12 protein-coding genes and 1 pseudogene are annotated in these 19,882 nt (G+C 48.2%); 4 read left to right on the forward strand and 9 right to left on the reverse strand.

Annotation, left to right across the window (positions count from 1 at the left end; translation table 11 throughout):
- From ACOJS8_RS00985 to ACOJS8_RS01005, 5 genes are all read right to left on the reverse strand, one after another.
- A partial coding sequence (locus ACOJS8_RS00985) for a carbohydrate ABC transporter permease (protein ID WP_420146660.1) occupies positions 1 to 591 on the reverse strand: 591 nt, incomplete at its 3' end.
- 72 nt (positions 592 to 663) lie between these two features.
- Positions 664 to 1,947: an extracellular solute-binding protein gene (locus tag ACOJS8_RS00990; RefSeq protein WP_420146661.1), complete on the reverse strand. Its 1,284-nt coding sequence runs from the start codon at positions 1,945 to 1,947 to the stop codon at positions 664 to 666.
- 152 nt (positions 1,948 to 2,099) lie between these two features.
- Complete coding sequence (locus ACOJS8_RS00995; protein WP_420146662.1) at positions 2,100 to 3,185, reverse strand: LamG-like jellyroll fold domain-containing protein; 1,086 nt, start codon at positions 3,183 to 3,185, stop codon at positions 2,100 to 2,102.
- 37 nt (positions 3,186 to 3,222) lie between these two features.
- Positions 3,223 to 4,746 carry a RagB/SusD family nutrient uptake outer membrane protein gene (locus ACOJS8_RS01000; protein ID WP_420146663.1) on the reverse strand — a complete coding sequence of 508 codons (1,524 nt, stop codon included), beginning with the start codon at positions 4,744 to 4,746 and terminating at the stop codon, positions 3,223 to 3,225.
- A 10-nt stretch (positions 4,747 to 4,756) separates the two neighbouring features.
- On the reverse strand, positions 4,757 to 7,918 hold the full coding sequence (locus tag ACOJS8_RS01005) for a SusC/RagA family TonB-linked outer membrane protein (protein WP_420146664.1): 3,162 nt from the start codon (positions 7,916 to 7,918) through the stop codon (positions 4,757 to 4,759).
- Between the two features lie 244 nt (positions 7,919 to 8,162).
- Here ACOJS8_RS01005 and ACOJS8_RS01010 point away from each other — a divergent pair.
- Positions 8,163 to 10,079 (forward strand): annotated as a pseudogene (locus ACOJS8_RS01010) (DNA polymerase III subunit gamma/tau).
- Positions 10,080 to 10,099: 20 nt separating this feature from the next.
- Here the strand turns inward: ACOJS8_RS01010 and ACOJS8_RS01015 are convergent.
- Together ACOJS8_RS01015 and ACOJS8_RS01020 are read right to left on the reverse strand one after the other, a co-directional pair.
- Positions 10,100 to 11,095, reverse strand: a complete 996-nt coding sequence (locus ACOJS8_RS01015) for a phosphotriesterase family protein (RefSeq protein ID WP_420146665.1) — start codon at positions 11,093 to 11,095, stop codon at positions 10,100 to 10,102.
- Between the two features lie 48 nt (positions 11,096 to 11,143).
- Complete coding sequence (locus tag ACOJS8_RS01020) at positions 11,144 to 11,866, reverse strand: tetratricopeptide repeat protein (protein ID WP_420146666.1); 723 nt, start codon at positions 11,864 to 11,866, stop codon at positions 11,144 to 11,146.
- A 364-nt stretch (positions 11,867 to 12,230) separates the two neighbouring features.
- On the opposite strand from ACOJS8_RS01020, the gene galK reads away from it, so the two are divergent.
- The 3 genes from galK to ACOJS8_RS01035 all read left to right on the forward strand — a co-directional run bounded on the left by galK (position 12,231) and on the right by ACOJS8_RS01035 (position 14,894).
- Positions 12,231 to 13,397 (forward strand): galactokinase, encoded by a 1,167-nt coding sequence (gene galK / locus ACOJS8_RS01025; RefSeq protein ID WP_420146676.1) that lies wholly within the window; start codon positions 12,231 to 12,233, stop codon positions 13,395 to 13,397.
- A 48-nt stretch (positions 13,398 to 13,445) separates the two neighbouring features.
- The gene (gene fsa, locus ACOJS8_RS01030) at positions 13,446 to 14,114 is read left to right on the forward strand and encodes a fructose-6-phosphate aldolase (protein ID WP_420146667.1); all 669 of its coding nucleotides are present in this window, start codon (positions 13,446 to 13,448) and stop codon (positions 14,112 to 14,114) included.
- A gap of 99 nt (positions 14,115 to 14,213) precedes the next feature.
- Positions 14,214 to 14,894, forward strand: coding sequence for a cell division ATP-binding protein FtsE (locus ACOJS8_RS01035; protein ID WP_420146668.1), 681 nt, complete (start codon positions 14,214 to 14,216; stop codon positions 14,892 to 14,894).
- Between the two features lie 56 nt (positions 14,895 to 14,950).
- Here ACOJS8_RS01035 and ACOJS8_RS01040 read toward each other — a convergent pair whose 3' ends face one another.
- Positions 14,951 to 18,208 (reverse strand): VCBS repeat-containing protein, encoded by a 3,258-nt coding sequence (locus ACOJS8_RS01040; protein WP_420146669.1) that lies wholly within the window; start codon positions 18,206 to 18,208, stop codon positions 14,951 to 14,953.
- Positions 18,209 to 18,306: 98 nt separating this feature from the next.
- Positions 18,307 to 19,851 (reverse strand): SusD/RagB family nutrient-binding outer membrane lipoprotein, encoded by a 1,545-nt coding sequence (locus ACOJS8_RS01045; protein ID WP_420146670.1) that lies wholly within the window; start codon positions 19,849 to 19,851, stop codon positions 18,307 to 18,309.
- Positions 19,852 to 19,882: the final 31 nt, after the last annotated feature.

The raw sequence follows: 19,882 nt of genomic DNA on the forward strand, positions 1-19,882 counted from the left end.
GTAGCGGAACTTCTGCCAGTCGGTCGCCCCTTCCAGATCAGCTGCTTCGTAATACTGCGTCGGTACGGATTGCAGCCCGACCAGAAACAGAATTACGTACAGGCCAACGTTTTTCCAGGTAGCCATAGCCGCAATGGAGTACATTGCTACGTCGGGGTCGGTCAGCCACGGAACACGCGGCAGGCTCATAGTCGTCAGCATTCGGTTCAGAATTCCCGAATTGAAACTCAACAATTGCTGCCATAAAATTGTAACGACCACACCCGACACAATAACTGGCAGAAAAAAAGCTGCCCGAAAAAAACCAGCCCCCCGGATTGTCCGGTTCAGCAACTCGGCCAGCGCCAAAGCCACCACAATTTGCAGCGGAATGTGCACGATCAGGAAACGTATCGTATTCCAGACCGCCTGCCAGAACAACCGATCCTTAAACAAGTGCTCATAGTTCGCCAAACCCACGTACTGCATCGGCGAGATGATGTTCCAGCTATGGAACGTCAGTACCACCGAGAACACAACCGGAAACGCCACAAACACCGCAAAATGCAGGATATAAGGCGAAACGAGCAGATAAGGCGTCCATTTTTTCATAATGATTAAATTGTTGAATGATAGACTGATTGAATTGCAGCGACATAGTCATTCAACAATTCAATCAGTCTATCATTCAGCCATTAATAACACATCAACTGCCTTCGCGGCATCGGCAATGGCGGCTTCGGGTGTTTTTTTGTTAAAAATGACACAGGCTTCGTATTCCTGCGAGATAATGTCAAAGACTTCAACAATCACATCGCAATTATCTACGCCTTTGATATAGCGGGTCTGTTGAGCGAAGGGACGTAAGCGTGGATTTTTGGTCAGAAAACCAGCGAAGTAAGGATCGGTATCTACGTTTCTTCGGCGCGGAAACTGATTGGTCAATTCCATCAGTTTCAGATCGCCGGGTTTATCAATCAGCGTTTTCACAAATTCCCAGGCAGCCTGCGGATCGCGGCACGTATTGAAAATGACAATGTTTTTGGGATCACCATACGTATAGGTCGGCCCCTTATGATTGTCGGGAACGGGCATGGCGTAGGTGTTGTACTCAAAATTCGGATCTTTAAATTTATCGACGTATTCTACCGTCCAGGGCCCGGTGAACTGCGTAGCAATGGTTTGTGCCAGAAAAGGGTTGCGCGTGGCCGAAAGCCGTTCGCGGGCAAAATAATTCTCTTTGTACAAGTTCTGTAAAAACCGGAAAACCTCAACTGCGTATTGATTATTGAAGGCAGCCCGGTTATTGGCAATGAGTGGCGCCCCGTTGGAAGCAGCCAGATACAGCGGATAAAAATTAAAGAGCCGTTCGTACCAGATGGCTTTTACTTCCGTGTAGCCCAACCACTGATCAACGTAGCCATCGCCGTTTTTATCCTGCTTAAACTGCCGTCCGGCATCCAGATAGCGAGCGTATGAGTACGGCGGCTGGGCGTTACGTAGCGCATCGACAGCACGCGTATTACACATCAGCATAATTGGATTTACTTTCCAGGGGACCTGATAAATATGTCCATCTGACGAGGTAATTTCCCGGATAACGGCGCTATCGCAACGTAGCGTAATAAATTCTTTGAATCCTTTCAGCGTATCCAGCGGAATCAGTACGCCCGCTTTGGCATACATCTCTACGCTTCCCTGCCACATATTGGCGTAAACGTCGGGCGTGGTTTTTCCCACTACCGATGCCAGAATAATCTCCTCGCTCGACTGTCCTTCGGGAATGGGCTGATAACGTAGCGGTTTGTCGGGTCTGTTACGTTGCCACTGCTCTGTAAATGTCTTTGCAAACGCAATTTCTCCGGCATTGTTGGAACACCAGAACGTAAGCGGCCGATTCGTCGCCTGCTCTTGATTGCAGCCTGTTAAAAGAAGAAAGCTAAAAAAGGCGAGAAATAGACGTCGCAATGCAGTATATTTTTGTCAGAAGAACGAAGTTTTAAATCCTTAACGTCCAAACCCCTAAATCCCCTGAAGGGGACTTTTTTCACACATGGGCAAAGTCCCCTTTAGGGGATTTAGGGGTAAAAACCGAATTTAGAGGGTATTTCGCGAAATCATTAAGGCGCTTTCTCAGCGTTGTAAATCGATTTTACCTGCGTATCACTTAATACAACATTGTAGATACGAACTTCATCTATATCTCCAGTGAAGTAACCACCCCAAGGACCATAGAAGTTATTACCATCGGCATTGTCCTTATCATCTGCCGTATACAGACTGGTTGGCAGGTCCTGCCCTATGGTTAGGTTAATATTGCTCTTCACGGCATATGGGTCACCTGTTACGTCTGTGTAGGCTTTAACAGGCGATCCGTTCAGGTAGAACGTCATGCCTCCTGATTTATACGTTACGGTTATGTGGTACCACTTGTTTACATCCAGTGTTGGCGATTCGTTGTCCTTGTCGTTGTATTTACCTGCAGCAGTCTTGACCGTCATAAACGCTTTGTTGGCTTCCTGAAGCTGTAATTTGTAGCCATTCCACCGGTTCAGCGAAACCAGGTAGTTACTTGGCCGAATCACCGTTGGCCGGGCCCAGAGCGAAATCGAAATCTCCTTTGATGGGTTCAGAACGGTATTGTAAGGCACTTCAATGTTTGCTCCTTTATCGAAGAAATAAGCTTTCCCGGCTGTACCATATCGGTCTGCACTAGGCGTTGGCGTACCGCCCCCCCAGCCAGTGAAGCTACCTACCCCAGTCGAGCCTGCTTTTAATGTACCGTTCAATCCCTTCCCGGACGCATCATTAGCATTGCCATCCATCTTCAGATAAAGTACCAGATTTTGTGGAGCAATTTCCTGTACTTTCTTACTAGCGAAAGTGTTCATCGCCTGACCCAGGTTTACGTAGCCATTGTTGACATCAGCCTGTGTAGCATTTGCGTTGTTGTTGAGCGTAGTAGCTGCATCAATCGAGGTTTTAAACGCTGCTTTCGAGTCTTTTTCATACTGGCCAACCTGCGCTCCTTCCACCGCTGCCGTATAGATCGTATTAGCGCTATCCAAACGAGCCTTCAGCTTGGTTTTATCGACCACAACAGCCGGCGTATCTTCTTTCTTACAGGCATCAAAGACGACCGCAAGCAGTACGAAGGCAAATAGTGCGCTCAACATGGAGCGAACCGAAAATGAATTGTTCTTCATGGGTTATTAATTAGTTAAAGTAAACTGGTAAAAGGCCCTAAAACTTTAGAGCTTTATTGGTATCCCGTTCGCTCTGCGGAATCGGGAAAAAGCGGTTTGTGTCGTACTTAAAGTTGGTTTTGTCACGTAGTGCGGCTTCGGCATAGGCTTTACCCCAGCGCATCAGATCGAAAAAGCGGTGAAATTCCTGCCCCAGTTCAACGCGCCGTTCGTGGCGAATGGCATCCCGTAAACTCGACTGAACCGTTGTTGTTACGTCGGGCAATAAACCGGTGGGTACGGTAGCTACGGCCGTTCCGGAACCGGGCGTACTTAACGCAGCATCGTTGAGGTAACTTTCGCGCGCCCGTTTGCGAACCTGATTCAGCAGCGGCAACGCTTCTGCCGACCGGCCTAATTCATTCAGCGCTTCGGCCTGCCATAACAATACGTCAGCGTAGCGAATCGCTACGTAGTTTAGGTTTCCGTCGCCTTTAGTGCTGGCCGGAATTTCCGACAAAGGCTGTTCATGTTTTTTGGTTAGATAACCCGTTGATGACCAGCTCGGATCAAACGGCTCGCCGTTCACCCACAGCCTCCCGGCCCGACCCACCGTGTAATCCAATCGGGGGTCTACTACGCCCGCGCTTGTTTTTTCAAATTCATTGACAAAGCTCGTGGTCGGCGCATTAAAGAAGTACCCATTTTCGCCAGCACGTGGTGCAAACCACTGATTCAGCCGATTGCCCGTAAACGGCACCTGACCCGCCAGATGCTGGACAGAAAAGATGGCTTCGGCATTGTTTTTAAACGCCTGGCTGAAATTTTGCGAGAAAACCGGCAGCAGCGAATAATTGCCGATTGGCTGCACCTGCGCGGCCGTAGTAGCCGCCTGTTGCCATTTTTGCTGATACAGATACGCTTTCGCCAACAGCGCCGTAGCGGCTCCTTTGGTAGCTCGGCCCACATCAGAACCGGTATACGTAGCAGGGAGATTTTTGATAGCTTCCTGCAAATCCGGTTCGATGGCCTGCTCATAAATCGTCTGCACCGGCGATTGCGTAATCTGGAGCTGGTCGGCGTTTTTGGGTTCCAGCAATAGCGGCACCGGACCGTAAATATTGACCAGATAGAAGTAATACATCGCCCGCAGGAACCGTGCTTCGCCCAGAATCCGGTTCTTTACGTTGGCGTCCATCGAAATAGCCGGAACCCGCGCCAGAATCTGATTGCATCGGTAAACACCTTCGTACAATTCGCCCCACTGCGATTCGACGGGACCATTGCTCGGAAAAATCTGAAAATCGTCGATCAATCCAATATCCGCCTGATCGCCGGGGTCACCACCTTTCGCGGCATCGTCCGACGCTACGTCGCCAAACACCCACAGGCGGTTACGGTCGCTCGAAAACGTCAGGGGTGTATAAGCTGCGTTGATTGCCAGAATGGCCTGTGCCTGCGTCTGATAAAATGTTCCGTCGGAATAATTACCCAGCAGTTGTTCATCCAGGTAATTTTTACAGCCAGCCGTTGCCAGCGCCAACAGGCTGCCGCCCAGAATCAATGAATAGATTCGTTTCATAACGTTACGTTCAAAAACCTACATTTAAGCCAATTGTGTATGTCCGCGCGCTCGGGTACGTACCCCAATCGATACCCACCGCTACGTCCCCTCTGAATGGTTCGTTATTGACGTTATCGCTGGTTTGCTGTTCGGGGTCGAGTCCCGGATACCTGGTAAACGTCAGCAGGTTTTGCCCTGCTACGTAGACACGCACGCTGGATGAGCCAATTTTCTGACTGATTTTATTAGGCAGCGTATAGCCGATCTGCAAATTTTTCAGACGTGTATAGGCGCCATCTTCCAGAAAACGCGTAGACGGCTGTTTATTGTTTGCCGAACCCCGCCACGACACGCGCGGCTGCGTATTGCTGGTGCCTTCGCCCCGCCAGTGCTCGTCAACAACCCGTTTGCTAATGTTAAACGCCCGGTAAAACCCTTCAATGTCAGTAGCAACCTGGTAATAAATTTTGTTGCCCGATACACCCTGAAAAAACGCCGACAGATCGAAACCTTTCCATTGCACGTTGGCTGTTAGTCCATACAGCAGCGTTGGAATTGGGCTTCCAACGTGTGAGCGGTCGTTCTGATTAATCAGCCCATCGCTATTGATGTCCGCAAATTTTACGTCGCCCGCCTGAATACCATTTCCCTGAAACGCACTCGTGAATATTTCGTCGCTACGTTGAAAAATACCGGCCTGCGTGAGCAGATAAAACGACCCGATGGGGTGGCCCGGCTCGGTCAACGTAGCGTAAATACCATTATCGATACGCCCGCCTGGAATCGGTCGACCGTCGCTGAGCGAAACTACTTTGTTTCGGATAAATGATCCGTTGGCTGTTACGTCGAACGTCACTTGCCCCACCCGATTTCGGTACGTCAGATCAAGTTCAACGCCCCGGTTTTCAACCTTACCCGCATTTACATAGGGGACGCCCGCCGTACCGCCCGAGCGAGGCACCGGTACGGGGACCAGCATATCCGACGTTGTCTTAATAAAATAATCGACGTTCAATTGCAGTTTATTTCTGAAAAAAGCCGCATCCAGCCCAAAATCCGTTTGGGTTGAAGCTTCCCATTTTACGTTCGAATTTCCCCGACCAGTAATGGCATACCCATTGTTGGTTTGCTGCGGATTACCAAACGGATAATTAAAACCGCTTCCGACGATAGAAGCATATGGATAATTTCCAATGTCCTGGTTACCCAGTTGACCAATACTAGCCCGAACTTTCAGCGCCGACACGAACCCGGACAGCGGCTCAAAAAAAGCTTCCTGATCAATGTTCCAGCCGACAGAGCCCGAATAGAACGTAGCGTAGCGGTTCTGGGGCGAAAAGCGCGAAGAGCCATCCCGCCGAACATTAACCGTAGCCAGATATTTGTTCCGATAGGCGTAGTTAACCCGCAGAAACTGGGAAAGCAATTTCCAGCGTTGATCGCCTTCCGAAGCGGAACGCCCCAGCGGATCATTACCTCGTCCCAGATAACGTAGATTGGGGTCCTGATCTATAAAATTACGGTCGGAACCCGCCAGATCGCGTCCAATATTCTGAATGGCCTCCATGCCCAACAATGCCGATACGTCATGGCTTTCGCCGAATGTGCGCGAGTAATTCAGCGTATTGTTCCAGTTTAGATTGGTACTCGTGCTGATCCGATCACTTAACGTAGCGGGGCTATTGATGCGGTTATTGGTGCCCCAGTTTTCGTTATAGATTTTCTGATTGATAATGCTAACGTCCAGTCCGCCGTCGGTCCGGAAACGCAGGTCTTTCGTAATCTGCCATTCGGCAAAGAGGTTTCCGAATACGCGGTACTGATTTTGCTTATTGTCCTGCTTGTTGGCTAAGCCAACCGGATTGTAGCCATCACCGTACAGATCCGGGCGTGCAGGCAAATCGGTATAATTTCCGGTGGAATCATAGATGGCAATCGCAGGTGTGCGAAACAGGGCGTAGCGCACAATACTCCCGCCATTGCCGCCGTAGCCATCACCCGAACTTCCTATAATACTTCGGTTTGCATAAGTCAGGTTTATATTTGTTCCAATCTTCACTTTACCTTTTATATCGGTATCCAGACTGGTACGTAGCGCATAACGTTTATAACCCGAATTCAGGATAATGCCCTGCTGATCAAAGTAGTTGCCCGAAATCAGATAGTGCGATTTTTCGGTACCGCCACTAATCGACAACTGATAATTTTGAATCGGTGCCGTTCGGAAAATGGCGCGTTGCCAATCCGTATTTGGCAACGTAGCAGGGTCGGCCGTGATAAGTTTTCGAAATAACGTAGGATCACCGATGGCTGCGTTATCGGTGTTGGCCGCTTCGTTGTAAATTTGAACGTATTCGGCCGTATTCGCCATCGGAATCAGCCGACCGTGCTGCTGAATACCGGTATAACTGTTGAATGAAATACGCGGTGCGCCCGACTGACCACGCTTGGTTGTCACCACAATAACCCCATTCGCCGAACGCGCTCCATAAATGGCAGCCGATGAGGCATCTTTCAGGACAGACATACTTTCGATGTCGTTCGGATTCAGCAAACTCCCCGGATCTTTCGTGGGCACGCCATCAATGACGTAGAGCGGACTGTTATCGTTAATTGTCCCGACACCGCGAATGCGTACCGTAATTCCCTCGCCGGGCTGTCCCGACGATTGCGTAACGCGCACACCAGCTGCTTTTCCCTGCAACGCCTGATCAATACCGCCTACAGGAAGTCGCCCGATATCTTTTGACGTAACAGTCGAAACGGCACCCGTTACGTCGGCTTTTTTCTGCGTACCGTAACCGACCACTACCACTTCGTTGAGTGACTTGGCATCATCGAGCAACGTAACGTTCAGATCGGTCTGGTTACCAACGGTTACTTCCTGCGTAACGTAACCAATATACGAAAACTGGAGAACCGCTCCCTGCTCAGGAACACTCAGTTGAAAGCGCCCGTTTGCATCCGTCGTCGTTCCTTTTTGCGTACCTTTTAGTAATACGCTTACGCCGGGCAATGCCTGATTTTTTGAATCAACCACGCGCCCAGTTACGGAGCGATCGGCCACTACGTCTTTATGAGTATACGCCAGGCTGGCGAAGGATGGTACGTCAGAAATTACAACAAAAAGGAACGTTAGAACGGAAAAACAATAAGCCCTGACATGCTGAAATGTAAAGGTGTGCTTCATAGAAAATTCGTTGAGTTAACTTTAAACTGAGCTTAGGTTACGAACAGTAACTTATCAGTAAATACTACTCTTATTTCGTACAATAATACAAAAACGCAGAGCTAATATCGAATAGTATTCAGCAGAAAAGCATTTATTCTGACCGAACGGACGTATTATCTTTTATACGGTTCGATTTCAATCGATTTGCTTAAACCCTGCATTTCGGGTTTGCCTTTCCGCCCCGACCGTACTAACTTTGGGTATGGAAAATTTCGTGGTCTCGGCCCGCAAGTACCGCCCGGCAACTTTCGATACGGTTGTCGGACAAGAGCATATTACCACTACGTTAAAGAATGCGATTACAACCAATCACCTGGCTTCTGCATTCCTGTTTTGCGGACCACGGGGTGTTGGTAAAACGACCTGTGCCCGCATTCTCGCCAAAACCATCAATTGCCAAAACCTAACGCCCGAAGGCGAAGCCTGCGACCAGTGTGAATCCTGCGTAAGTTTCAATCAGAATGCGTCGTTTAATATTCATGAACTGGATGCAGCCTCGAACAACTCGGTTGAAGACATCCGAAATCTGATTGATCAGGTACGTTATCCGCCCCAGTCGGGCAAGTATAAAATTTATATTATTGACGAGGTGCACATGCTCTAGTCGGCGGCTTTCAACGCCTGTTTGAAAACGCTGGAAGAGCCTCCCTCCTACGCCATTTTTATTCTGGCGACCACCGAAAAACACAAAATTCTGCCAACCATCCTGTCGCGCTGTCAAATTTTCGATTTCAACCGGATTCAGCCACAGCATATTGCCAGTCATCTGGCGAAGATTGCCGAAAAAGAAGGCATTACCGCTGAAAACGAAGCCCTCGATCTAATTGCCCAGAAGGCCGACGGTGGGTTGCGGGATGCGCTGTCGATGTTCGATCTGAACGTTACGTTCGCAGCCGATCGGGTAATTCGTTACAAAGAAGTGCTGGACAACCTGCACATCCTCGATTACGATTATTATTTCAAACTGACCGACTTATTGCTGGCAGGTAATCTATCACAAAGCCTGCTTACAGTCGACGAAATATTAAGAAAAGGATTTGATGGCCATCAGTTCATCGTTGGTTTATGTCGTCACTTCCGTGATTTGCTGGTCTGTAAGGATGCCGCCACGGTTCAGTTGCTGCAAGTGACCGAAAACGTTCGTCGGCAATACCTCGATCAATCGGCGCGGGCGCCGATGTCGTTTTTGTTATCGGCGCTAAGTACAGGCAGCCAGTGCGACCTGAACTACAAACAGGCTAAGGATCAGCGGCTGCACATAGAACTCTGGCTGATGAAGCTGGCCAATTTACGAAACCTGCTGAACTGGGAAACGCTGCCTGAATTACCGCTTAACGGAAATGGATTTCGTAATGACGACAATTCGACAACGCTGCGTCCGGCTGAGGAGTCGGTGTTAGAAAAAAAAAACGACAGCCCACCGCCATCGCCTGATAAAATCAGCCCCTTAACCGAAACTCATCCCGTTACGAGTGAGCCGGTAAATGATTATCAATCTGCTACGTCTGCCGACGGTCCAATGCCCAATGCTGTGGCGACAAAGTCATCAACGTACCGAAATGGCACGGCTACGTTACCGGCTGCGGCTGCTATAGCTGAAAAGCCCAGTCCATCTGCCAGACCTCAAATAGCTCCACCGACGCGCCCAGCCAGCAGCCGTCTGCGCTCAACTGTGTCTCTGACAAATGGTCCTGCCCAGTCGACTGCCGATGCGGAAGAAGTTGTTGCAATCAAGGCACCTACCCGACCGGATAAGCCGTTCTCTCTCGACGATTTGCAGGATGTCTGGAACACGTTTGCACGTTTACGTCGGCAGCAGAACGACATTACATCGGAGCAGGTTGTGCTGAATCGGGAGTTAGTACTGGAAGGGACAACGATTCACCTGACGCTCGACAATACGCTGCAGGTAGGCTTCTTAACTGAACTGAAGCCGGATTTACTAGGCTATCTACGTAATGAACTTCAGAACAGCCAGATTCAGCTTGAGCACAAAGTGGTGGTGCAGGAAGTGAAGAAAATGATTTACAGTTCGCAGGACAAATTCAACTACCTTGCTGAAAAGAATCCAGCTTTGCACGAACTCCGAAAGGTATTAAATCTGGAAGTAGATTATTGATCTAAACCCGAATTTCAATCTCATTTAGGTTCCAGACTGAACGCTTCTGCCGGATTCTCGATTAAGATCTGCTTCCAGTTTTTTCTAGTAAATCCGCGTTTGTTAAGTTCGGGCATCAATTGTTTAAATAATATGGTATAATCACGACCAACACCCTGATCATTTGATTTTGCCGGATCATACCAACCCGCATCGTGCGACAGAAGCGTCCGGTGCAAAAATCGGTTTTCTTTCATGAGCAGTAACGTATCGGCATAGGCAGCAACGTTCGTTTTGTCGAGCCCGTCCAGGCTCACCCAGGCCCCTTCCCGAACGGCATGTGCGTAGTGAACCATATTGTTGCCCTGCGCATGAGTCCATACGAACGCATCAGGCCGAACGCCTTCCTGCTTCAATACGTCAATCTGCTCAAAGGCCGGTACGTACGGCCCTGTATGTGAACAAATGGTTAGCCCGGTACGCTTGTGAGTGCGGGCAGCCGCTACAACAAGTTTGCGGTGCAATTCAGACAAATGTCCTGGATTGACTCCGATTTTGATAAAACCCGGCCGAATACCGGTTCCGTCAATGCCGTTCTGAAAATCGGCTACCCACCGATCAGACAGTTGGTCCGCCGTTTCGGTATACGCATGAGCAGGCAGATATTTATTATCCGATGCGCCATAGTAGCCCGTGTTCGTCAAAATACGTACTCCCGAACGTTCAGACAACTCTTTCAGCAACAAAGGATCTTTACCCAGATAAGCGGGAGTACAATCTAAAACCACCTGACAACCAAGCTGTTTCAGTTCCAGAAAATAAGGAAGCATTTTGGTCAGCACGTCCACCCGACTCCACCGGTTCGACGTAATCTGATCGGCCCCGATAAAGTCTACCAATACATGCTCATGAATCAGGGCAAGGCCCATGTTAGTAGCAGACAGTGGCCCTGTTACGGTTTGAACAATACGTTTCGGCTTACGTAGCATCCAGAAACTGGCTAGTGTACTACGTAAGAATGAACGACGGGAGGTCATAAGCGTAAAGGTACCTTTTCTGTTCGTTCATTACTTTTGAGTGCTCGCTTATTGACAATACGTGGCTACAGCATTGGCGGCATCAGCATAGCCCAGGTTTTGCGCCTGTTTCAAATTCAGGCAAGCTTTCTCTCGGTCATTCTGGATCACCTGTGCAATACCTAGTCCATAAAAGGCTTTCCCGAATTTCGGGTCAGCTTCAACGGCTTTCTGGAAATCGGAAACAGCGCCGGTTAAATCTTTCTGCTGATAACGCAGATTGCCACGGTTGTATAAAGCCAGTGAATTTTTCGGATCTAACGTAATAGCTTGCGAAAAATCGGTTAGAGCGGGCTGAATTTGTCCCTGCAAGGCAAACAACTGCCCCCGGTTCAGGAAGATTTCAGCACTAAGATTACGACTCGAATCAGGCATCAGCCGTATCGCTTCGGAATAATCCTTTACAGCTCCTGTTACGTCGTTTTGGGCTGCTTTTAACAAGCCCCGATTGTAATAGGAGCGATAGAAATCGGGCTCCAGTTTAACGGCCTGATCGTAGTCGAGCATAGCGTTAGCATATTCTTTCAACTCAAAATACGCAACCCCTCGTGAATTAAACGCTTCCGGATTAGCTTCGTCGGCCTCAATGGCCTGATTCAGCACTTGTATCGCTTCCCGAAACTTTCCTTCCTTCAAATAAGCCCGGCCTTGTTCAACGTACTTATCCGACGAACTACAGGCTGATATAGCAATTAACGCAAAATATAAGATACAGACTTTCAGACGATTCATCAAGAAATAACTTAGTGATTGGTTGAGTAATTGATTACGTAGCTACCACAAAAATGACTAGCTACGTGGTATTCGCTAAATCCCTCAATCATTTATTCACGATTGATTTTGGACAAAGGTACGAGTGAAATTTGGTCGTTTGATGAACAATTACGTAACTTTGCATCGGCAAATCGGTGCTACCAGCTCCTGCTGAATCCCCCAGGTCTTGACCGAAGCAAGGGTAGGTGGTCGTAGCGGTGAGACATTGGTTTGCCATTTTTTATTTTTATATGGTTCCGTTTCCCTTCAGGACGAAGGTTATATTTGTTTAGCGGTACGTTATGGCTTGTTACATCGAACCGCTAAAGCCCTAACCCCCGACATGAATTTGCTTAGTCAGCTTGCTACGTCCTTTCAGCATTTATTTGGCGCAGATCCTCTACTGATTTGTTCTCCTGGCCGCGTTAACCTCATCGGCGAACATACCGATTATAACGAAGGGTTTGTACTACCGGCGGCCATCGATAAAGCCATTTATTTAGAAGTTGGACGTCGGTCAGATGATAATATTCATTTTGTAGCGCACGATTTGAGCCGAACACACCAGGGTTCACTTAGCGATTTAATGCCGACACACACGTGGGCTGATTATCTGTTGGGCGTAATCGCTCAATTTCGGCTGGCAGGCCACAAAATCGGTGGAATCAACTGCGTTTTTAGCGGTACAATTCCGATGGGTGCCGGGCTGTCGTCGTCGGCTGCGCTTGAAAACGGTGTCGGTTTTGCCCTGAACGAACTATTTGGCCTTGGCCTTGATCGGATTACACTGTTGAAGCTTTCGCAGCGAGCCGAAAATGAGTTTGTCGGCGCCAAAGTAGGCATCATGGATATGTTTGCCAGTATGATGGGCAAAGCCGACCACGTCATTAAACTCGACTGCCGTTCGCTCGAATACACCTACGCCCCCTTACGTATGGAAGGAATCAGCGTTGTGTTGTGTGACTCACGGGTCAAGCATTCACTCGTTACGTCGGAGTATAATACACGCCGGGCCGAATGCGAAGCGGGCGTGCGGTTTTTACAAACGTATTATCCGGAAATAAAAAGTCTGCGCGACGTAACCATGGCAATGCTTGATCAGCATTTGCGGGATACGGAGCCATTAATTTATCGGCGGTGTGCCTACGTAGTGCAGGAAAATCAACGCCTGCTTGATGGTGTAGCCGCACTCGAAGAGAATGACATTGCTACGTTCGGGCAATTGATGTACGGCTCACACGAAGGATTGAGTAAATGGTATGAAGTAAGTTGTCCTGAGTTAGATATACTTGTTGACATTGCCCGTCAGCAACCGGGCGTATATGGCGCGCGGATGATGGGGGGAGGATTTGGCGGATGCACCATAAATCTGGTACGTGAAGAATCGCTGGAGGCATTCACGGATCAGATTATGAAACAATACAAAGCCCGAACGGGGAAAGATACGTACATTCACGTCTGCAAAATTCAGGACGGAACGCACGTAGTTGATGAGTCAGTAACGGTGTAAAACAACCTACCGGCGGTCGAAACCACTTAATTAACGTTCAATTTAACTATGAAATTTTTCATTGATACGGCTAATCTGGCCGACATTCGTGAAGCCCAGGATATGGGTGTTCTCGACGGTGTAACCACCAACCCTTCGCTGATGGCTAAAGAAGGTATTACGGGAAAAGACAACGTAATGCGCCACTACAAGCAGATTTGCGAAATCGTAGGAAGCGATGTCAGCGCGGAAGTTATCTCCATCAAGTACGAAGAGATGATTAAAGAAGGCGATGAACTGGCCGAGATCGACGAGAACATCGTTGTGAAAATCCCAATGACTGCCGATGGTGTAAAAGCCATCAAGTATTTTTCAGAAAAAGGAATTCGCACAAACTGCACACTGATTTTCTCGGCCGGTCAGGCACTGGTAGCTGCCAAAGCCGGGGCCTCTTTCGTTTCGCCTTTCGTTGGTCGTCTGGATGATATTTCAACCGACGGTATGGAACTGATCGAGCAGATCGTCACGATTTTCACGAATTACGGCATCACCACCGAAGTATTGGCAGCATCGGTACGTCACCCAATGCACGTAATTAAGTGCGCTGAAATCGGTGCAGACGTAATGACAGCTCCGTTGAGCGTTATCAAGGCGTTGTTGAATCACCCACTTACCGATAGTGGCCTGGCTAAGTTCCTGGCTGATCACGAAAAGGCAAACCGGCCCGTGAAAAAGTAAAAAAGTTGTTAGTCGTCAGTCAATAGTCGTTGGGGGCTGCTGTCCTAAATTACGGTTGACTGACGACTAGTGACTATTTATTGACCGACGACTCTTTTTATGCTTTCCCCCGAACCCGTTCTTACGCTCGATCACGCTGACATTTACCAGGGCAAAAAGCTGGTTTTAGGTGACGTATCGTTTCGAATTAACAAAGGCGATTTTGTTTACGTAATTGGCCGTACGGGCAGTGGCAAGTCGTCGATGCTCAAAACCCTGTATGCCGATCTGCACCTTCATAGCGGAAAAGGGCACGTAGCAGGTTATGCACTAAGTGCACTCAGTTCCCGCGACATTCCGCAACTTCGCCGGAAAATTGGCATCGTTTTTCAGGATTTTCAATTGTTTTTCGACCGTTCTGTTGAAGATAACCTGAAGTTTGTATTGAAAGCTACAGGCTGGAAAAACAAGGCTGATATGGACCGACGTATCGCCGAAGTACTGACACAAGTTGGCCTGGAAAGCGCCCAGCAGAAAATGCCGCATCAGCTTTCGGGTGGTGAGCAGCAACGCGTTGTGATTGCCCGATCATTGCTGAATCATCCGCAAATCGTTATTGCCGATGAGCCAACGGGAAATCTTGATCCTGCTGTTGCTGATCAAATTATGAAAGTTTTTCAAGCCATCAATGCCGATGGAACCGCCATTCTTATGGCAACACACAATTACGAGCTCCTGCACAAATACCCCGGTCGTGTGCTACGTTGTCAGGATGGGCAAGTCGTTGAATTGCGGGGATAAGTTTTTTAATAAGGAAATAAATAAGGGGAATGAACAGTGTGATTCATTCCCCTTATTTATTTCCTTATTGCGTAAATCTGTGCTTTCTGGCTGTTGATGCCGACGATCAATTGATTGTTAATGAACATCAGCGACCGGACATCGCCACGCAGATAAAGCCCTGATTGGTATTGCGGAACATATGTGAAATTCCCCTTTCGATCATTCAGAAATACCTGACCATAGTTTGCATCAATATTCCCGGTTCTGACGCGCCCATGCGTTTGATTACCCGCTAGGATCAAATCCTGGAACCCATCACCGTTCAGGTCCTGCGACAGGATTGAATATACCGGGGAAAACTGCGCCTGAATGGGCAGTTCTTTACGCTCGAAACGCCCATTATTATTGGCCAGGTAAACCGTTGACAGCTCATTAATTGATGATTTCTGTGGCGTTTTTCCTTTGAATTGATTCATTACGTCGTCAGTAGTAGCATCCGAGTACGTAGCGTAAGACGTGTATGCTTTACGTAGTGGCACTAACTGGTCCAGCAGCTCGTCACGGCTATAGGCTGGATAATTCGTTCCCTGAACGTAGTACGAAACCACCGGATCGAGCGTACCATTTCCATCAAAATCATCCGTCAGCATGGTTAATGGCAAGTCTGGTGAAGCTTTGAAATGGCAATTCAGACCGTAGTTGCCAACGATCAGGTCCATATCGCCATCTTTATCGAAATCATCGGCAGCAATACGTTGCCAGAAGCCAGTTATCGGCTCTTCTTCATCCTGGACGCGCTTAAAAACACCCCGTTCATTTTGTAGACGAATGATGGGTGTCCACTCTCCTACAGTCACGATATCATCAAAACCATCTTTGTTAAAATCGATAACACAGGCATCTGTCAATAAGCCTAAGTCCTTTAGGGCTTCATTTTTCACAGGAGCAAATTTCCCTTTATCATTTCGGTAGAGTCGGGTAGGCTGAAAGCGGGGATATTGATTCGGCATAACGGACCCGCACACGAACAGATCCAGATCGCCGTCCTTATCAAAATCAAGCACTTCGACAGCATTTCCTGCATAATCGTTCTGATCAAGGCGATTTATATCTTTCGTAAAGCTGCCTTTCCCATTGTTCAGGTAAAGCCGATTTTGAAGCAAAAGATCGTTTGGCAGATATTCATAACCACCACTCGTTACGTATAAATCCAGATCGCCATCGCCGTCTACATCCAGAAAAGCCGCATCGGTATCGGTACATAAAGCATCCTGCTTAAAAGCTGATTGATCCGTTTTCTGAAAACGACCATCTTTTTGCTGAATAAACAACTCCCCAGCCTGCCCTTTTCCGCCACCAATGTAAAAATCATCCAATCCGTCTTTATTCACATCGCCTTTCGCCATTCGTGGTCCGGCATATGAGTACATGTGGGGCAGTAGGATTTGCCGGCTAAAATCATTTAACGGGAGCTGCTTGTGCTCAAAATCCAACGTATTGGTTTGTGTAAATATGGACGTAGCAGCACCCGGATTAGGAGCAGTTCCCGAAGCGTTAGGTGAATACGTAACGGTTAATCGCTGGTTTGCTTTGAGACCAGTTAGTTTTTGAACGCTTCCGTTCGGCCACACAACAATCAGGCTATCAATTGTTTGCTGTTTGCCCAGCCCAAAATGCATCGGAACGAGCATGCTGCTTTGGAAACCGTGCGTTGGTGTGTATTGCTGGTACTGCTTCAGTTCGCCACTGTACACGTAAACTTTCGTTCCCGTAGCGTTTTGAGCGGTTTGCTTAGGGTCAAGAACTAGATCAATGAACGTGTTTTCGGCTTTTTGAACAGCCAAATTCTGATAGACGAACGCTTTTTCGTTGATATTATTCGTCACGATCTCCAGATCACCGTCGTTGTCCAGGTCTGCATAAACAGCTCCGTTCGAAATCACAGGCGTATCGAATCCCCAGTCGGTCTGCTTATTGGAAAACGTCAGATTGTGTTCGTTACGAAAGATATAATTTGGCGTTTTGGTCGATGGCATATGGCTGATTGTCTCCATAACGCTCTGGTTCTTTTGCTCACCCTGATCGGCGTAATACTTCACAAAATCGTTGTTCGTGTAGTCACGCAGATAGCCGTTCGTTACGAACAAATCTTTGTAACCATCATTGTCATAATCAGCCAGTAAGGGCGACCAACTCCAGTCTGTGCTGGATATGCCCGACAGTTGGCCAATTTCACTGAACGTAGGATTACCCGCCGGATCAACGCCATTGTTGAGCTGGAGCATGTTCCGCATTACTTCCGGATGGAAACCGTTACGTAGCATCGACAGATAGGCTTCATATTTATCCGGACCGAATAGCAGCTTCTGCCGCTTGTTGTCTTCGGGCAGCATATCCATCGTAACAATATCAGGCAGCAAGTCATTGTTAATATCACCCACATCGTTGCCCATCGAAAAATAGCTAACGTGGCCAGTCGCTTTTTTCACTACGTCGGTAAACGTACCGTTTTTGTTGTTCAGGTACAGATAGTCTTCCTCCAGATAATCGTTTGATACGTAAATGTCCGTCCAGCCATCGCCGTTCAGATCGGCGGTATGAATACCCAGACCAAAACCTATCGGATTTCCCTTGATACCCGCCTGAACGCTTACGTCCACAAATTTCCGGTTGGGTCCGTCGTTCCGCATGAGCCGGTGCCCCGCCAGCGAATCGCGCATGGCATGTATGGCATCGGCATCGAAACGTTTAAAATCCTTTACGTTGTGGTTGAGCAGGTAAACGTCCAGATCACCATCCTTATCGTAATCGAAGAAAGCGGCCTGCGTAGCGTATGTGATCAAATCCAGGCCATACTCAGCAGCCCGGTCGGTAAACGTAAGATTCTTATTGTTGATGTATAGTTTGTGATGACGTAGCGCCGGTTTGTCGACATTGGCCGAAACCGATACGTAAATATCCTGCCAGCCATCGTTATTGATGTCAACCACCGCAACGCCGGTTTTCCATTCGCCCTGCCAGGTAATTCCAGTTGTTTTCGTTACGTCTTTAAACGATAGTTTTCCTTCATTGATATAGAGCTTGTCTTGACCCTGATTGGCCGTGAAGTATAAGTCAATCAGGCCGTCGTTGTTGAAATCAGCCGCTGCTACGCCCCCACCATTATAAAAATACTCGTAGTTCAGTACGTTATCTTTCTCCGTCTCCTGAATGGTATTGGTGAAATCAATGTGCGTATCGTCGGCAGAAAGTCGGGTAAAGATCGAGTCAGAAGATTTGCTTTTACAACCGACAACCAAAAGAATAAGGGCAAAAAAACGAGAGAGCTTCATGCGTTACGGTATTGGCGCAGGGCCGAATAGTCCACTAAGATAGTAAGAAAAATGCCTCCAGAATTTGGAGGCATTTTCTTACTGATACGTTTAAGCGCTTACTGTTTATCCCACCATACCCGCGAGTTAAACGAATCACCACCCTGGCGCTCGTTGGCAAGCGCATAGTTTGAATTCACAGCAGCCTCAGTGGGCGGATACCGCATCCGGCGAGGAATCTGGCCGCCTGATGAATTACCCGGATAGTTCACGGGTGTTAATTTTGGTAATCCTGTCCGGCGCCAGTTGGACCAACCCTCGTAGAAGTTCATCGTCGTGGCCGTCAGAATAAACATCTCCGAATGAATTTGCGCTAGTTTATCATCCAGAGAACCCGTTGGATACGGATTAGCGGCTACGTAATCGGCGGTATTGGTAATAGCCGCCGTTGGATCATATAAAGCTAATTGCGAAAGAGCCGCAGCCTGACCTTTAGCGTATTCGTCTTTAGCCGAACCCGTAGCCCAGCCTCGCTCAATAGCTTCGGCTAGCAGGAAGCGTGTTTCGGCATAGGTTAAATAAATGCTTGGATCGTCTGCATTAATCATGATGGGCGAAGGACGTGAATAGTTCTTCAGATTGGGATCCCCAACACTAGCCAAGCTAAATGGTGTGCCTGTCGTATTATCGTAGCCATTCGGTAAACCTTTCTGCTTGGCAGGCGTCATATCGCCACCGGCAATAGCCGCGATTACGTTTACCCGTGGATCCTTGCGCGCCTTCATCATGTCGATGAGCGTTTTCGACCACAAGACAGCATCTTCGTTCAAAATATTCCGACCACCTGAAGGGAAAATACTCAGGTTATACGAATTGGGATTGATACTATAAGTAGGCCCAGATGCGTGCTTAATCGTATACGTATCGTCGTTGCTGGTCATCAGGCCTTTGTCAACGGCTTTCTTCGCCCATGTCTGAGCCGAAGCCGGATCAACTTTCTGCATTCGCATGGCCAAACGTAACATCAGCGAATTGGCAAATTTCTTCCATTTGTTAATATCGCCACCGAACGAAAAATCAGCGGAGGTTGGAACAGTTGCTGATGTCGACAAGGCCGTACCGGCTTCGTCCAGTTCCTTCAGCATATCCGCATAGATGTCCTTCTGGAGATCGTATTTAGGACTGAAAAGTTGATTTAAGTATCCTAGCCCTGCTTCTGAGTAAGGAGCATCACCATACATATCGGTGATCAGGTGCATCTGAAGCACTTTCAGAATCCGGGCAATTGACAACGTATTAACATTCGCAGGGTTTTCTTTAGCCAGAGCAATCAGGTTGACCAGATTCTTAACCGCGTTCGAATATGAATCGGCAAAGTAGGCACCAGTGTTCTCAACGCTATAGATGTATTTATCGCCTGTGTAATACGAATTCGTTGCTGCCAACTGCTGAACCATGGGTCCAGCGTAGATCAGATTACCCCGCCAGGTTTTATAACCAGGGTCGGGTGCTGACCCGTCAATCATCAGTTGCGACTGCCCTAATAGGAACGACAGCGGCACCGACGATGGCGAGTTCGGGTTGATGTTAATTTGTTCAAAGTCCTTTGTACAAGCTCCCATGGCCACAGTCAGGGTGAGCATTGCCAGTATCTTACGATTCATCAGTTTCAAAATTTTTGAGGATTAGCGTCAG

It is taken from the genome of Spirosoma sp., assembly GCF_048594605.1.
GTDB lineage: Bacteria > Bacteroidota > Bacteroidia > Cytophagales > Spirosomataceae > Spirosoma.

What these genes read in the sequence shown, in the direction of transcription:
- ACOJS8_RS00995 (WP_420146662.1), bottom strand. Translation starts at nt 3,185, where the DNA reads ATGAAGAACAATTCATTTTCGGTTCGCTCCATGTTGAGCGCACTATTT.
- ACOJS8_RS01000 (WP_420146663.1), bottom strand. Translation starts at nt 4,746, where the DNA reads ATGAAACGAATCTATTCATTGATTCTGGGCGGCAGCCTGTTGGCGCTG.
- ACOJS8_RS01005 (WP_420146664.1), bottom strand. Translation starts at nt 7,918, where the DNA reads ATGAAGCACACCTTTACATTTCAGCATGTCAGGGCTTATTGTTTTTCC.
- ACOJS8_RS01015 (WP_420146665.1), bottom strand. Translation starts at nt 11,095, where the DNA reads ATGACCTCCCGTCGTTCATTCTTACGTAGTACACTAGCCAGTTTCTGG.
- ACOJS8_RS01020 (WP_420146666.1), bottom strand. Translation starts at nt 11,866, where the DNA reads ATGAATCGTCTGAAAGTCTGTATCTTATATTTTGCGTTAATTGCTATA.
- galK (WP_420146676.1), top strand. Translation starts at nt 12,231, where the DNA reads ATGAATTTGCTTAGTCAGCTTGCTACGTCCTTTCAGCATTTATTTGGC.
- fsa (WP_420146667.1), top strand. Translation starts at nt 13,446, where the DNA reads ATGAAATTTTTCATTGATACGGCTAATCTGGCCGACATTCGTGAAGCC.
- ACOJS8_RS01035 (WP_420146668.1), top strand. Translation starts at nt 14,214, where the DNA reads ATGCTTTCCCCCGAACCCGTTCTTACGCTCGATCACGCTGACATTTAC.
- ACOJS8_RS01040 (WP_420146669.1), bottom strand. Translation starts at nt 18,208, where the DNA reads ATGAAGCTCTCTCGTTTTTTTGCCCTTATTCTTTTGGTTGTCGGTTGT.
- ACOJS8_RS01045 (WP_420146670.1), bottom strand. Translation starts at nt 19,851, where the DNA reads ATGAATCGTAAGATACTGGCAATGCTCACCCTGACTGTGGCCATGGGA.